This is a genomic window from Streptomyces sp. NPDC051172 (assembly GCF_040682555.1).
GTDB lineage: Bacteria > Actinomycetota > Actinomycetes > Streptomycetales > Streptomycetaceae > Streptomyces.
In genome coordinates this window covers 1-14114 of sequence record NZ_JBFBBE010000177.1, presented here as the reverse complement: position 1 = coordinate 14114, position 14114 = coordinate 1, and the positions used below count along the sequence as shown (strand labels likewise).

Annotated in this window: 14 protein-coding genes; 12 read left to right on the top strand and 2 right to left on the bottom strand. The window is 69.7% G+C overall.

The features are described 5' to 3' along the window. Positions 1–315: 315 nt before the first annotated feature. The 8 genes from AB0N07_RS46830 (at position 316) to AB0N07_RS46795 (ending at position 9360) form a co-directional block, all read left to right on the top strand. A complete protein-coding gene (locus AB0N07_RS46830) occupies positions 316–648 on the top strand; it encodes a metalloregulator ArsR/SmtB family transcription factor (protein WP_365846422.1) in 333 nt (110 codons plus the stop codon). A gap of 34 nt (positions 649–682) precedes the next feature. Further along, the gene (locus AB0N07_RS46825; protein ID WP_365846420.1) at positions 683–1363 is read left to right on the top strand and encodes an NAD(P)H-dependent oxidoreductase; all 681 of its coding nucleotides are present in this window, start codon (positions 683–685) and stop codon (positions 1361–1363) included. 960 nt (positions 1364–2323) lie between these two features. Beyond that, positions 2324–3766: a family 2B encapsulin nanocompartment shell protein gene (locus AB0N07_RS46820; protein ID WP_365846418.1), complete on the top strand. Its 1443-nt coding sequence runs from the start codon at positions 2324–2326 to the stop codon at positions 3764–3766. A gap of 14 nt (positions 3767–3780) precedes the next feature. After that, positions 3781–4830 (top strand): family 2 encapsulin nanocompartment cargo protein terpene cyclase, encoded by a 1050-nt coding sequence (locus AB0N07_RS46815; RefSeq protein WP_365846416.1) that lies wholly within the window; start codon positions 3781–3783, stop codon positions 4828–4830. Between the two features lie 47 nt (positions 4831–4877). Then, entirely contained in the window at positions 4878–5756 is an 879-nt protein-coding gene (locus tag AB0N07_RS46810; protein ID WP_365846414.1) for a geranyl diphosphate 2-C-methyltransferase, read from the top strand. Positions 5757–5988: 232 nt separating this feature from the next. After that, positions 5989–6663: a response regulator transcription factor gene (locus tag AB0N07_RS46805; protein ID WP_365846412.1), complete on the top strand. Its 675-nt coding sequence runs from the start codon at positions 5989–5991 to the stop codon at positions 6661–6663. Positions 6664–6692: 29 nt separating this feature from the next. Further along, positions 6693–8363, top strand: a complete 1671-nt coding sequence (locus tag AB0N07_RS46800) for an ATP-binding protein (protein WP_365846410.1) — start codon at positions 6693–6695, stop codon at positions 8361–8363. Between the two features lie 82 nt (positions 8364–8445). Beyond that, complete coding sequence (locus tag AB0N07_RS46795) at positions 8446–9360, top strand: SGNH/GDSL hydrolase family protein (protein WP_365846408.1); 915 nt, start codon at positions 8446–8448, stop codon at positions 9358–9360. A 102-nt stretch (positions 9361–9462) separates the two neighbouring features. Here AB0N07_RS46795 and AB0N07_RS46790 read toward each other — a convergent pair whose 3' ends face one another. Beyond that, complete coding sequence (locus AB0N07_RS46790) at positions 9463–9945, bottom strand: VOC family protein (protein ID WP_365846406.1); 483 nt, start codon at positions 9943–9945, stop codon at positions 9463–9465. A 123-nt stretch (positions 9946–10068) separates the two neighbouring features. On the opposite strand from AB0N07_RS46790, the gene AB0N07_RS46785 reads away from it, so the two are divergent. The 3 genes from AB0N07_RS46785 to AB0N07_RS46775 all read left to right on the top strand — a co-directional run bounded on the left by AB0N07_RS46785 (position 10069) and on the right by AB0N07_RS46775 (position 12628). Then, entirely contained in the window at positions 10069–11277 is a 1209-nt protein-coding gene (locus tag AB0N07_RS46785) for an epoxide hydrolase family protein (RefSeq protein ID WP_365846404.1), read from the top strand. A 108-nt stretch (positions 11278–11385) separates the two neighbouring features. Next, complete coding sequence (locus AB0N07_RS46780) at positions 11386–12024, top strand: ATP-dependent Clp protease proteolytic subunit (protein WP_365846402.1); 639 nt, start codon at positions 11386–11388, stop codon at positions 12022–12024. A 1-nt stretch (position 12025) separates the two neighbouring features. Next, complete coding sequence (locus tag AB0N07_RS46775) at positions 12026–12628, top strand: ATP-dependent Clp protease proteolytic subunit (RefSeq protein ID WP_365846400.1); 603 nt, start codon at positions 12026–12028, stop codon at positions 12626–12628. Between the two features lie 22 nt (positions 12629–12650). On the opposite strand, the gene AB0N07_RS46770 is transcribed toward AB0N07_RS46775, so the two are convergent. After that, positions 12651–13043, bottom strand: coding sequence for a helix-turn-helix transcriptional regulator (locus AB0N07_RS46770; RefSeq protein WP_365846398.1), 393 nt, complete (start codon positions 13041–13043; stop codon positions 12651–12653). Between the two features lie 195 nt (positions 13044–13238). On the opposite strand from AB0N07_RS46770, the gene AB0N07_RS46765 reads away from it, so the two are divergent. After that, a partial coding sequence (locus tag AB0N07_RS46765; protein WP_365846396.1) for a SigB/SigF/SigG family RNA polymerase sigma factor occupies positions 13239–14114 on the top strand: 876 nt, incomplete at its 3' end.

Below are 14114 nucleotides of genomic sequence, written 5' to 3'. Positions count from 1 at the left end.
CCCAGGACCAGCCAGAACTACACCATCCACGCCACCGTCACGTTCTTCGAACACGGACTCGCAAACCGCTCACGGACGTAAACGCAACGGTGTTGCGTGAACCTTCACCTGCACCTGCCAACGTGGCAACTGCACCTCCACAGACGCACGGCGGCGGCCGTCACCGTGCCCCACGCTGCGATGAAAGTCCGCTTGTTATCAGCATCCGTTGACCAGCCCGACGCGACGTCCGACTGTCGACCGGTGGCCCGACCGCTGCGATCCAGATATCGAGATATCGTGGTGTGTCGGAGCGTCTGGCGAAAGAGGTGGCTCATGGCCGCGACGGTGAGATCGGGGTCGGGCGATCTGATCGAGGTGTTCAAAGCCCTTGGCAACCCTGCCCGTCTGCAGATCATGCAGTGGCTGAAGGATCCTGACACACACTTCAGTGAGTACGAGCCGATCGCGGACCGCCAGTCGGTCGGTGTATGTGTCACACACATCCAGGCGAAGTCGGGACTCGCGCAGTCAACCATCTCCAGCTATATGAGCACGCTCGAACGGGCGGGACTCGTGCATCCCACCCGGGTGGGCAAGTGGACCCACTATCGGCGCGACGAAGATCGGCTGGCACAGGTGGCACGAGCGATCGGCGACACCCTCTGATTAACGAATCGCAATATGTCGATATGATCTCCTCATGTCGACTTTCGATGCTGCTCCCACCGCCCTGATCGTTCACGCTCACCCTGAGCCCCACTCGTTCAGCACGGCCCAGATGGCCACCGCGGCTCAGGCCCTGCGCGATGCCGGCTTCCGAGTCGACGTCCTCGACCTCTACTCCGAAGCATGGGCCCCGGTCCTCGGCTGTGAGGAGTTCGCTCCGGTGGAAGGCCCTTTCAAGCCGCAGGCCGAGCAGCGGCGCGCGGTCAGGGACGGGACGCTCGACGCGGCCGTCAAGGCCCATCTCGATCGGCTGCTCGCCGCTGATTTGCTCGTGCTGTCGTTCCCGATGTGGTGGTTCTCGCTGCCCGCCATCCTCAAGGGGTGGGTGGACCGGGTCTTCGTGATGGGCGGGGTCTTCGGCGGGGACTACGGACTCTTCGGCGACGCGGCGCTGGCCGGGAAGCGCGCGATGCTCCTGTTCACGACCGGCGGGCCCAGCGAGTCGTTCCGGCCTGGTGGCGCCTTCGGCTCGATGGACGACTTCCTGTTCCACATCCACCGCGGCATGTTGGAGTTCGTCGGCTACAGGGTCCTCGACCCCGTGGTCACCTATGGACCGGCCCGGATGACCGACGAGGAAAGGGCAGCGGCGCTGGAAACGGTCAGAGACTCCGTCGCGCGCGCCGCGGCGGATTCGCAGCCCACCGTTCGTTGACCAGCCGTCCTGGTGACGGGCCTTTGGGAGCCCTGCCGCCCGGCACGCACCTGCCGGCGGGGAGACCGGGCCACCGAGCTGCCGATGAGCTCGCACGAGAAGGTCACGGCAGTCCTGCCAAGTGAAGCCCCGGTCGGCCGGTTCCCTGACGGCGGTGGCCGGAGAACGCAGGCCCTGCAGGTTTCTGGATCCAGCAGTTCCACCGCGCCGAGAAAGGATCGAGCGTGGCTCCGGCTGGACCGGCTGCAAGGCGCATCCGACCGCGACCTGTGAGATGACGGAACCGGTCCACCAGGCGCTCGCGCAACGGGAGTTGCTGCCGGACATGCATGTCGTGCATGCCGACCACACCACTGCCGCCTTGTTCCTGGCCGCGACCGAGCGGGGTATGGAGCTGCCCGGCCCCGCACGACAGCAGCCGCCAGTCCCGCGGACACCGAAGTTCTGGGTGGTGGGAGCAGAAACACCACCGCAACGGCACCCGGTGATCAAGGCGTTCTTGCACGCGCCAGCGCAACCTGCCGGCGACCCGCCTCGGCCGCCTCTTCGCCACCACCGCGATCAACATCATCCGTATCGGCCGATGACCGACCGGCACCCCACTCGGCGGCACCCGCACCTCTCACCTCGAAGTCCTCATACGCGCGGCCTGGCAGCCCGATTCGCGGAATTCAGCGGAGTCCTGAAGAGCGACGCACTGCGAACGGATTCCGGTAGCGAGTAATGCGACGGCGGGGGCGCACGGGGCTGAGCGAGGGGCGCGGGAGTGCGGAGGCTCCGGTGTGCTGCCTCGTTCGCGAGGTTTGCGTTACCAAGAGGTGAAACCGCCCCCTTCGCGCCGTACCGAGGCATCCGCGGGGCTGTTTGCCTTGTACATGCGACGCCGAGCTGTCGTCCATCGTGGCGTCGCCTTCATCCCCGACCACTCCGCTCACTCCTGTACGTCCCCAGGGAGGGAATGTGTCCGCCCCCGAAAGCGCCACCGGACCCGCCACCGAGGAACCCGTCCCCGAACCCGACGGCGAGGGGCAGCTGACCAGCCTCGGCACGCAGGCGGCACGCCAGCTCGCCACGACGACCAAGTCCGAACCGCAGATGCAGGCCATCAGCTCGCGCTGGCTGCTGCGGACGCTGCCGTGGGTGGACGTCAAGGGCGGCACCTACCGGGTCAACCGGCGTCTGCAGCTACGGATCGGCCGCGGGCGGGTGCAGTTCGAGCAGAACGGCGCCGACGACATCAAGGTCATCCCCGAGACGCTCACCGAACTTCCGGTGCTGCGCGGCTACTCCGACACCGATGTCCTCAAGGAGATCGCCAACCGCTTCCGGGTCCGGGAGGTGCGGGCGGGACAGGTGCTGTTCCAGGCCGGGCAGCGGGTCACGGAGGCCTATCTCGTCGTGCACGGGAAGTTCACCCGCTTCACCGAGGGCAAGTACGGCGAGGAGGAGATCACCGGGGTCGTCACCGACGGCGACCAGATGGGCGACGAGGCCATCGGGCAGTCCAACCCGCTGTGGCTGAGCTCGGTGCGGGCGGAGACGGCCGGCGTACTGCTGGTGCTGCCCTGGGACATCGTCACGGAGTTCACGGACCGCGTGCCGTCCCTCGCCGCACATCTGGAGGCGTTCGCGGCGCGGCAGAAGCTGCCGATGAACCGCAAGGGCGAGGCGGACGTTCCGGTACAGGCCGGCCATGTCGGCGAGCCGACGCTCAACGGCGGCTTCGTGAACTACGACCTCGCGCCGCGCGAGTACGAGCTGTCGCTCACCCAGACCGTGCTGCGGGTCCACACCCGGGTCGCCGACCTCTACAACAACCCGATGAACCAGACCGAGCAGCAGCTGCGCCTGACGGTCGAGGAGATCCGCGAGCGCCAGGAGTGGGAGCTGGTCAACAACCGGGAGTTCGGACTGCTGCACAACGTCGACTACGGCCAACGCGTCAGTACCTTCACCGGGCCGCCCACCCCGGACGACATGGACGAGCTGCTGGCCATGCGCCGCAAGACCAAGGTGTTCCTCGCCCATCCGAAGGCGATCGCGGCCTTCTTCCGGCAGTGCAACCGGCGCGGCCTGGTACCGGGCACGGCGAGTGTCGAGGGGCACGAGATCCCTGCCTGGCGGGGCGTGCCGATCTTCCCCTGCAACAAGATCCCGATCAGTCGCGATCACACCAGCAGCATCATCGCGCTGCGCACCGGGGAGTCCGACCAGGGGGTGATCGGGCTCTACCAGACCGGCATCCCCGACGAGTTCCAGCCGGGCCTGAACGTGCGGTTCATGGGCATCGACACGGCCGCGATCATCCGCTATCTGGTGACCGCCTACTACTCGCTGGCCATCCTGGTGCCGGACGCGGCCGGGATCCTGGAGAACGTCCAGATCGGCCGGACGGCCGACTGAGGGTGGAGTACGCAATGAGCACGCCCGCTTCCTCGTCCTCGCTGCCGGGGCCGCCCAATCTGGCCCGCACCGTGCGCACCCGGCGCGGCGGCGCGATCCCCGGCCTCAAGTACCGGCAGGTCGCCCCCGCCGACCCGGCGAAGGTCGAGGAGGTCGACCGCAGGCTGGAGGCCTGGGCCCACGGTCTCGACCTGTTCCCGAAGGCCTGGTCCGGGGACTTCTCGGGCTTCCAGTTCGGCCGGGCCGTGGTGCTGCAGCATCCGGCGGCGGCCGACCTGGAACGCCTCACCGCCGCCGGCAAGTTCCTGCTGGCGGAGAACCTCGTCGACAGCTGCTACTGCGAGGAGGACGAGGGAAGGGGCGGCGCCCGCCGCGGTCTCGGCGGCCGGCTGATCCTGGCCCAGTCGGCGCTCGACCCCTTCCACAGCACACCCGCGCTGCAGGAGCAGTGGGCGCACGGAGTGCAGGCCGACGGACCGCTGCGCTCGTACCACTGGGCGATGAAGGACTACGCCGCCGTCGCCACCCCCAGCCAGACCGACCGGTTCGTGCACGACATGGCACGGCTGCACCTCGGTTATCTCGCCGAGGCCGCGTGGGCGGAGATCCGTTACGTGCCCCAGGTGTGGGAGTACCTGGTGATGCGGCAGTTCAACAACTTCCGCCCCTGTCTGTCGATCATCGACGCGGTGGACGGCTACGAGCTGCCGGAGGCCGTGTACGCCCGCCCGGAGATCCAGCGCATCACCGCACTCGCCTGCAACGCCACCACCATCGTCAACGACCTGTACTCCTTCACCAAGGAGCTGGCGAGCGACCCCACCCACCTCAACCTGCCCCAGGTCCTCGCCGCCAACGAGCGGTGCGGGCTGAAGGCCGCCTATCTGAAAGCGGTCGAGATCCACAACGAGATCATGACCGCGTTCGAGGACGAGTCCGCCCTCCTGTCCGCCACCTCGCCCCTCGTGGAGCGCTACGCCCGGGGCCTGTCCGACTGGGTGGCCGGCAACCACGAGTGGCACGCCACCAACAGCCACCGCTACCACCTGCCCAACTACTGGTAATACCCGCTGTGCTGACAACCCGTCAGACGCATCACGAGGAGTCCTAGTTGACCATCGCCCCCCACGCCGACACCAAGGCGGCACCGGTGCCGACCCAGTCCACGTACCAGAACCGCGTCGCGGACTACTGGAACGCCGAGGAGAACCCGGTCAACCTCGAACTGGGCAAGATCGACGATCTCTATCACCACCACTACGGCGTCGGCAACGTCGACTGGACCGTGCTCGACGAGCCCGACCCCGAGCTGCGGCGGGGACGGATCACCACCGAACTGCACCGCCTGGAACACGCCCAGGCGGAGCTCCTCGCCGGCCACCTCGGCCCGCTGTCCGCCGCCGACCGCGTCTTCGACGCCGGCTGCGGGCGCGGCGGCGGCAGTGTCGTGGCGCATCTGCGGTACGGATGCCACGCGGACGGTGTGACGATCTCCGCCAAGCAGGCCGCGTTCGCCAACGAGCAGGCCCGCAAGCGGGACATCGACGGCCGGGTGCGCTACCACCACCGCAACATGCTCGACACCGGCTTCGCCACCGGCGCGTACGCGGCGTCGTGGAACAACGAGTCGACCATGTACGTCGAGCTGGAACTGCTGTTCGCCGAGCACTCCCGGCTGCTGCGCCGGGGCGGGCGCTATGTGGTGATCACCGGCTGCTACAACGACACCTACGGCCGGGCGTCCCGCGAGGTGTCCCAGATCAACGCCCACTACATCTGCGACATCCACCCGCGCTCGGAGTACTTCCGGGCGATGGCCCGCCACCGTCTCGTGCCCGTCCACGTACAGGACCTCACGGCCGACACCATCCCCTACTGGGAGCTGCGCCGACAGGCGGACCACCTGGTCACGGGCATCGAGGACACGTTCCTGACCGCGTACAAGAACGGCAGTTTCCAGTACCTGCTGATCGCCGCCGACCGGGTGTGATCCCCTCGGTCACGCGGTAGCGGCTGACCCGCGCCGGGGCACCCGTGCCGGCACGGGCCTGTGCGATCAATGCGGCATCCCCGCATCGCACGAGCCCGTGCCGGAACCCCCCGAGCGGCTCCCCCTTGAACCGTGGGCATTTACTGTTCTACCTTCGCCACATGGTCGGGGCATCAACGCCCGCTCATCAGCGGCACAACGGGCGGACGCCAGACGGTCCGGGTGATGCGGCATGCGACCGCACCTCGCTCTGATCGAGGACGACCCCGACTTCGCACTGATGTGCCGTTCCTATCTGGAGCGCGCGGGCTTCACGGTCACCTGGGCCATGGACGCGCGCGCCGGGAAGGCCGCCCTGTACGAGGGCGGTGTCGATCTCGCCGTTCTCGATCTGGGGCTGCCGGACGGCAGCGGCCTGGAGCTGCTGCGGGCTCTGCGGTCCACGAGCCGGCTGCCGGTCATCGTTGTGTCGGGCCGCGGCGCGGAGGCCGACCGGGTGGCGGGCCTGGAGATCGGTGCGGACGACTACCTGGTCAAGCCGTTCTCCCAGCGGGAACTGGTGGCCCGTATCCACGCCGTGCTGCGCCGCTCGCAGCCGCCCGAGATGCCGAGCGTGCTCCAGGTCGGCGCGCTGCGCATCGACTCCGCCGCGCGCAGGGCGTCCATCGACGGCGTCCAGCTGATGCTGCGGCCCAAGGAGTACGCCCTGCTGGAGATGCTGGCCGCCGCACCAGGCCGGGTGTTCTCCGCGGAACAGCTGCTGGAGCGGATCTGGGGCACGTCCTGGCAACAGGCCGCGACCGTGGTGGAGCACGTCTACCGGCTGCGCGGCAAGCTCGCCGGCCTGCCCGCACCCGCACCTCGGATCACCACCGTCCGCGGCTACGGCTACCGCCTCGACCCCTGAGTCACCGCTTCGGCCGCGGAGGTCCGACCATGCCCGATGTGCCGGACTTCCGGAGCCTGTTCGACGCGACGCTGTCCCCACTGCTCATCCTCAGCCCCGACTTCACGATCGTAGAGGTCAACCGCGCCTACCTCACGGCGACCCGCACCGAGCGGAGCATCGTCGGCCGCCCCGTCTTCGACGTGTTCCCGGACAACCCGGACGACCCGTCGGCCGACGGTGTCGCCAATCTGCGCCGTTCGCTCCAGACGGTGGTGGCGAGCGGTCGTACGGACACGATGGCGCTGCAGCGCTACGACATCCCGGCGGGCGAGGGGGGTGGCTTCTCCGAACGGTACTGGAGCCCGGTCAACACGCCGGTGCTCGGTGACGACGGGCAGGTGCGGTACATCATCCACCGCGTCGAGGACGTCACGGAGTTCGTGCGTCTGCGGCGGGTGGGGCGGGAGCAGCAGCGGGCCGTCGCCGAGGCGGAGATGCGGGCCGAGGGCATGGAGATCGACCTGTTCGTACGGGCGCGGGAGATCCGCGAGGTGAACGAGCAGCTCAGCCGGGCCAATCACGAACTGGACGCGGCGGGCCGCAGGCTGCGGGAGGAGCAGCAGGCCAAGGACCGGTTCATCGCAACGCTCTCGCACGAACTGCGCAACCCCCTCGCGGCCGCCACCGCGGCCACGGAGCTGCTGGCCCTCGACATGCCGCAGGGGCACCCGGCGCTGTCCGTCCTGGAGCGGCAGCTGAGCACCCTGGCACGGATGAGCAACGACCTGCTGGACGGCACGCGCGCGGTGACCGGGCGGCTGGAGCTGGTGTGCGATCCGGTCGACATGCGGTCCGTCGTGCACGGTGCGTGCGCCGACATCCGGAGCCTGTTCGGGCACGACAGCCGCACGCTGGCCCTCGTGCTGCCCGCGGAGCCGGTCGTGGTGGACGGCGACCGGCTGCGGCTGGCCCAGGTGCTGACCAACCTGCTCTCCAACGCGCTGAAGTACACCCGCCCGGGCGGCCATACCGAAGTGGATCTGGCGGCCACAGACGGGCAGGCCAGGCTGACCGTGCGGGACGACGGCATCGGCTTCTCCCCCGCCCAGGCCGAGGAGCTGTTCGGGGTGTTCATGCGGGCCGCTCCGGCCGGTCCTGACACCCCCGACGGCCTGGGGCTCGGGCTCGCGGTGGCGCGGACGGTGGTGGAACTGCACGGCGGCCGCATCTCCGCGCACAGCGACGGGCCGGACAAGGGCGCGACCTTCACGGTGCTGCTGCCGACGACCGACACCGTGAGCCCGCGCCCGTCCCGGCCGCCGGCCGTCCACGGCTCCCCCCGCCGGCTGTCCCTCCTGATCGTCGAGGACAACACGGACCTGGCCGCCGCCTACCGGACCTTGCTGGAACGCCAGGGCCACCGGGTCACGGCGGTGCACACGGGCCAGGACGCGCTCTCCGCCACCGAGGCGCACGCCTTCGACGTCGTCCTGTGCGACCTGGGCCTGCCGGACATCGACGGCTACGCGGTCGCACGGGCCCTGCGGGCGCGGCCGGACGGCGGCACGCTGCGTCTGATCGCGGTGTCCGGGTTCAGCCAGGGCAGCGACCGTGCCCTGTCGCGGGCGGCCGGGTTCGACGCCCACCTCGCCAAACCGCTGCCGCTGACCGACCTGCTGGACCTTCTGGAGCGGCTGGAGCGCCCGGACAGCGCCTGAACGCATCCCGGTGTCTTCCGCCCTGGGCCCGCCTGTGCTTGCCTGGGGAGCCGTTTTCGGTTGCCGGGGCTGGAGTTGCCGTATGCGGAAGCCGTGGATCGTGGGGATGCTGCTGACCGGAGTGCTGCTGCTCGGCGCGTGCGGCGACCCGTCGTCCGGCCCGCAGCAGGCACCGCCCTCCCCCGCCGTACCGGGAGCCTCGGCATCGACGACCCAACAGCAGGCCCCGGCCTCCCCGGGCGCCCCTGCCGTGGCGCCGCGCGTGCTCTACCTCGGGGACTCGCTCGCGATGGAGGCCCAGAACGTGCTCGGGCAGCAGCTGCGCCGGGATCTGAGGGCGAAGTACACGAGCGCGCCGTACTCGGGCACCACCCTGTGCGACTACCTGGAAGGCACCGGGGCGAAGTCGCTGGTGCCGGACGCGGACAAGGCCGCGGCACTGGTCCGTGCGCAGCATCCGGACTACGTGGTCATGCAGTTCTGGGGCAACGCGTGGGGCTTCACGTGGTGTATGGACGGCATCACCTACAACGCCTCACGGCAGAAGTACTTCACCCGCTACAAGGCCGACCTGCGCCGGCTCACCGAGCAGATCGCCGCGGCGGGCGGCAGCAGACGTCCGCGGATCGTGTGGGTGCTGCAGGGCCCGGACCCGATCACGCCCGACCGGGTCCGGCGCGTGAACCGGATGTACGAGCAGCAGGCCGCCGCCTCGGGCGACCTCGTCGCCGACGCGGGCGCGACGGTGAGCCCCGCCGGCGCCCGCTACACCTGGTCCCAGTACCTGCCGTGCACGGCCTACGAACACGAACACCGCGACTACTGCACTCAGCCGGACCGCGACCGCACCGCCCTCCACCTCGACCAGGACTATCTGCACTTCTGCCTGGCACCCACCACCGCCACCCCGAAGCCGTGCCCGGTGCGCTCGCCCGGCATCCTGCGGATCACCCGCGAGATCACGCGCGTGATCGGGCAGCAAGCCCGCATGCGGTGAGACGGTTGAGGTGGCGGCGCCGGCACAGGCCCAGGCCAGGAGCAGGTGCGGCCGGCCCGCCCTCAACCCCGCGGAAGGCGGACCGGCCGTCTGGAGCGGCCGTCACTCGCCCGCGTACGCCCGCTCCAGGGCGGCGATGTCGAACTTGCTCATCGCCATGAACGCCTTGGTCGTGCGGGACGCCTTCTCCTGGTCGGCATCGCTGATCATGTCGATGAGCCTGTCGGGCACGACCTGCCAGGACAGGCCGTACCTGTCCTTGAGCCAGCCGCAGGGGCCGGGCTCGCCGCCGCCCTCGGTGAGCTTGGTCCAGTAGTAGTCGATCTCCTCCTGGTCCTTGCAGAAGATCTGGAAGGAGACCGACTCGTTGAACTTGAACTGCGGGCCGCCGTTCAACGCGACGAACTTCTGGCCGTTGGCCGTGAACTCCACCGCCAGCACCGATCCGGCGGGGCCCGCGCCTCCCTCGACGTTGCGGCCGACCCGGCCGATGCTGGAGTTCTTGAAGATCGACACGTAGTAGTGCGCGGCCTCCTCCGCCTGGCCGTCGAACCAGAGACACGTGGTGAATCCGTCGGTGGTCATGAGCACCTCCTGGGGCGTGGAACGCGGTCACCTGTATCGACTGATCCTCGCCGCGGAACTCATCGGTCGGACGGCCGATTGACCTGGGTGGCCGCATCCCCGTACGGAACTAGGCTCGCGGCCATGACGTCTTCGCCCGCACCGACCGCGGACAGCATCCGCCCCTTCCGCATCGACATCCCGCAGAGCGACCTCGACGACCTCCACGAACGCCTGGACCGCACCCGCTGGCCGGACGAGCTGCCCGGCACCGGATGGGCCTACGGCGTGCCGGCCGACTACCTGCGCGAGCTCCACCACTACTGGCGCCACTCCTACGACTGGCGAGCCGCCGAGGCGCAGCTCAACCAGTGGCCGCAGTTCACCACCACGATCGACGGATCGACCGTCCACTTCGCCCACGTCCGCTCCCCCGAGCCGAACGCCACACCACTGATCATCACGCATGGCTGGCCGGGGTCGATCGTCGAGTTCCTGGACGTCGTCGGGCCGCTCGCCGACCCCGCCGCGCACGGCGGGGACCCGGCCGACGCGTTCCACGTCGTCGTACCGAGCATCCCCGGGTTCGGGCTGTCCGGGCCTGCCGCCGACACCGGCTGGGAGGCGGGACGGGTCGCCGACGCATGGGCCGAGCTGATGCGACGGCTCGGCTACGAGCAGTTCGGCGCGCAGGGCGGCGACTGGGGCGCCGCCATCTCCCGCGAGCTGGGGCGCGCACACCCGGACCGGGTGATCGGCGTACATCTCAACCTGCTCCCGGGCGCGCAGCAGGCCACCGAGCCGACGCAGGACGAACTGGACGAGCTCGGCACGGAGGAGCAGGAGCGTGCGCTGCTGTCCTGGCGCCGGTGGAGCGAATGGTCACGCGAGGGCACGGGGTACGCCGTCCTGCACTCCACCCGGCCGCAGACCGTGGCGTACGCGCTCAGCGACTCGCCCGTCGGCCAACTCGCCTGGATCGTGGAGAAGTTCCGGGAGTGGACGGACTCGGCACTGCTGCCCGAGGAGGCCGTGGACCGGGACCGGATGCTCACCAACGTGATGCTGTACTGGCTGACCGGGACCGCCGGTTCCGCCGCCCGCATCTACTACGAGCGCGCCCACGCCACGGGCCGTGCCGCCCGGCCGGACGAGCCGTCGACCGCACCGACCGCGCTCGCCCTCTTCCCCGCCGAGCTCCAGATCCCGCTGCGCCACAAGGCGGAGCGCACGGAGAACATCGTGCGCTGGACGGAGTTCGACCGGGGCGGCCACTTCGCCGCGATGGAGGAGCCCGACCTGCTGGTCGAGGACCTGCGGGCGTTCTTCCGGCAGCTGCGCGAGAAGGGCTGAGAGCGGGCTCTGCCCGTGGCGAATCTGCCACGGGCAGAGAAACCGCGTGCGGGGCCGGCGCGGGGCCAAGAGTGGAGTCGACGGCATCACCGCTCGACGGGAGAGACCATGACTCCACTGACAACGCTCGCGCCCCGCGCCGAAGAGGGCGACACCCCGCCCAGCCGCCTCGACGACCATCTCGCGGCCCAACTCCTCGGCCAGCGCATCGTGTTCCTCGGCACCCAGGTCGACGAGGTCTCCGCGAACCGGGTCTGCGCGCAGCTGCTCCTGCTGTCCGCGGAGGACCCGCGCACCGACATCAGCCTGTACATCAACAGCCCGGGCGGCTCCGTGCACGCGGGCCTCGCGATCTACGACACGATGCGGCTGATCCCCAACGACGTCTCGACGCTCGCCATGGGCTTCGCGGCCAGCATGGGCCAGTTCCTGCTGTGCGGCGGCACACCCGGCAAGCGGTACGCCCTGCCGAACGCGCGGATCATGATGCACCAGGGGTCGGCGGGCATCGGCGGCACCACCGCCGACATCGAGATCCAGGCGGAGAACCTGGAGCACACCAAGCGGACCATGGAGCGGATCATCGCCGAGAACACGGGCCAGAGCCCCGAGACCATCGCCCGGGACGGCGACCGCGACCGCTGGTTCACGGCCGAGGAGGCCAGGGAGTACGGCATGGTGGACCGGGTCCTGGAGTCCCTCGCGGATGTCCGCCCGGCCGCCTCGAAGCGACGGATGGGGCTGTGACATGGGCAACTACACGATTCCGTATGTCGTCGAGCGGACCGCGCACGGCGAGCGTTCCTCCGACGTGTTCAGCCGGCTGCTGTCCGAGCGGATCATCTTCCTCGGCACCGAGATCGACGACGGGGTGGCCAACGTCGTCATCGCACAACTGCTCCATCTGGAGTCGTCGGCGCCGGAGAACGAGATCTCGGTCTACATCAACTCGCCCGGCGGCTCGTTCACGTCGCTGATGGCGATCTACGACACCATGACCTTCGTGCAGGCGCCGATCTCGACGGTCTGCGTCGGCCAGGCGGCCTCCACGGCGGCCGTACTGCTGGCCGCCGGGGACCCTGGGCGGCGGATCGTGCTGGAGCACGCGCGGGTGCTGCTGGGTCAGCCCGCCGCCGGTGGCAGCCGGGGCATGATCTCCGACCTCACGCTCCAGGCCAAGGAGATGGTGCGGATCCGCTCCCAGGTCGAGGAGGTGCTGGCCCGGCACACCGGGCACGACATCGCGACGCTGCACGCGGACATGGACCGCGACAAGGTGTTCACCGCCGAGGAGGCGGTCGCCTACGGGCTGGCCGACGAGGTGCTGAGCCGGCGCCTCGCCGCGGTCTGAGGCGCCGGCCCGCAAGCGTCCGTCAGGCGGCCAGGCAGAGTCCGTTGTAGGGCGACGTGGACGTCCGGCGGCTCCGGTCGGACTGCCGGCCGGCGATCCGGACGAGCTCGCCCTGCGCCCGTGCCAGCAGGTCGCCGAGGCCCAGTCCGAGGGCGTGGGCGGCGGCCGCGAGGACCTCCGAGGAGGCCTCCTTGCGGCCGCGCTCCACCTCGGAGAGATACGGCATGGAGATCCGCGCCTGATCGGCCACGTCTTTCAGGGTGCGCTCCTGGGCGAGGCGTTCGCGCCGCAGGACGTCGCCGACGAGGTCCCGCCACAGGGGCTCCCTGGGCGGCGGAGGCGAGGCGGCGGGCCGCTCGCCCTTCGGGCGGCGCAGCGGAATGACATCGGCTTCGTTCGGCGCTTGGCTGCTCACGGCTTCAGACTAGGTTCCCTCGCCTTGATGGGAAGAGACCGGCGTTCCGCTCTGGGTGGAATCACCGAGGCGGGGCCTGCTGTGACGATCTTTGTTCGGTCCCCGGTCGCGGGCATGCCCCGGCGCAGAGCGGGTACGCGCATTGCGAAGGGCACGACGTAGACGACGTCGAACCGTGACTCCGTGGGAGAGGAAATGGACACCGCCGTGGAACGGTCTGAGGCTGAGGTCGTCGCGAAGACCGCCGGGACCAGCACGGGTGATGGACCACTGCCGGGGATCGCGGAGCCACGCACCGTGGCTCCGCGTGACGCACGGGAGCTTTCTCGTCAGTTCTTCCAGCGCCTCTCGGAGCTCGAGGAGGGCACGCACGAATTCCAGTACGCACGCAACACACTCATCGAGATGAACATCTCGCTGGTGCGGTTCGCAGCCGGGCGGTTCCGTGGACGCGGCGACGACATGGAGGACATCGTCCAGACCGGGATGATCGGCCTGATCAAGGCGATCGACCGGTTCGAGCTGTCCCGCGAGGTCGAGTTCACCTCGTTCGCGCTGCCGTACATCGTCGGCGAGATCAAGCGTTTCTTCCGCGACACCACCTGGGCGGTGCATGTGCCGCGCAGGCTGCAGGAGCTGCGTGTCGAGCTGGCCAAGGCACGTGAGGAACTCGCCAGCCGACTGGACCGGGAGCCGACGGTTCCCGAGCTCGCCACCTTGATGAACATCCCCGAGGACGAGGTGATCGAGGCGCAGATAGCGGCAAACGGCTACAACTCCTCGTCCCTGGACGCGGCGCTGACCGGCGAGGGGCCGGAGGGCGGCGAGGCGGTGCTCGCCGACTTCATCGGGGTGGAGGAGCACGGGCTGCGGCTCGTCGAGGACTTCCAGTCGCTGGCCCCGCTGATGGCGGAACTCGGCGAGCGGGACCGGCAGATCATCCACATGAGGTTCGTGGAAGAGGCCACTCAGGCGGCGAACTGGTCGGCCCCGGCCGCCCGCATCTCCCGGGCGACCCGGACCAGCCGCGCGACACCCTCGGCGTCCCCCGCGGCGAACCCGTCCGCGGGC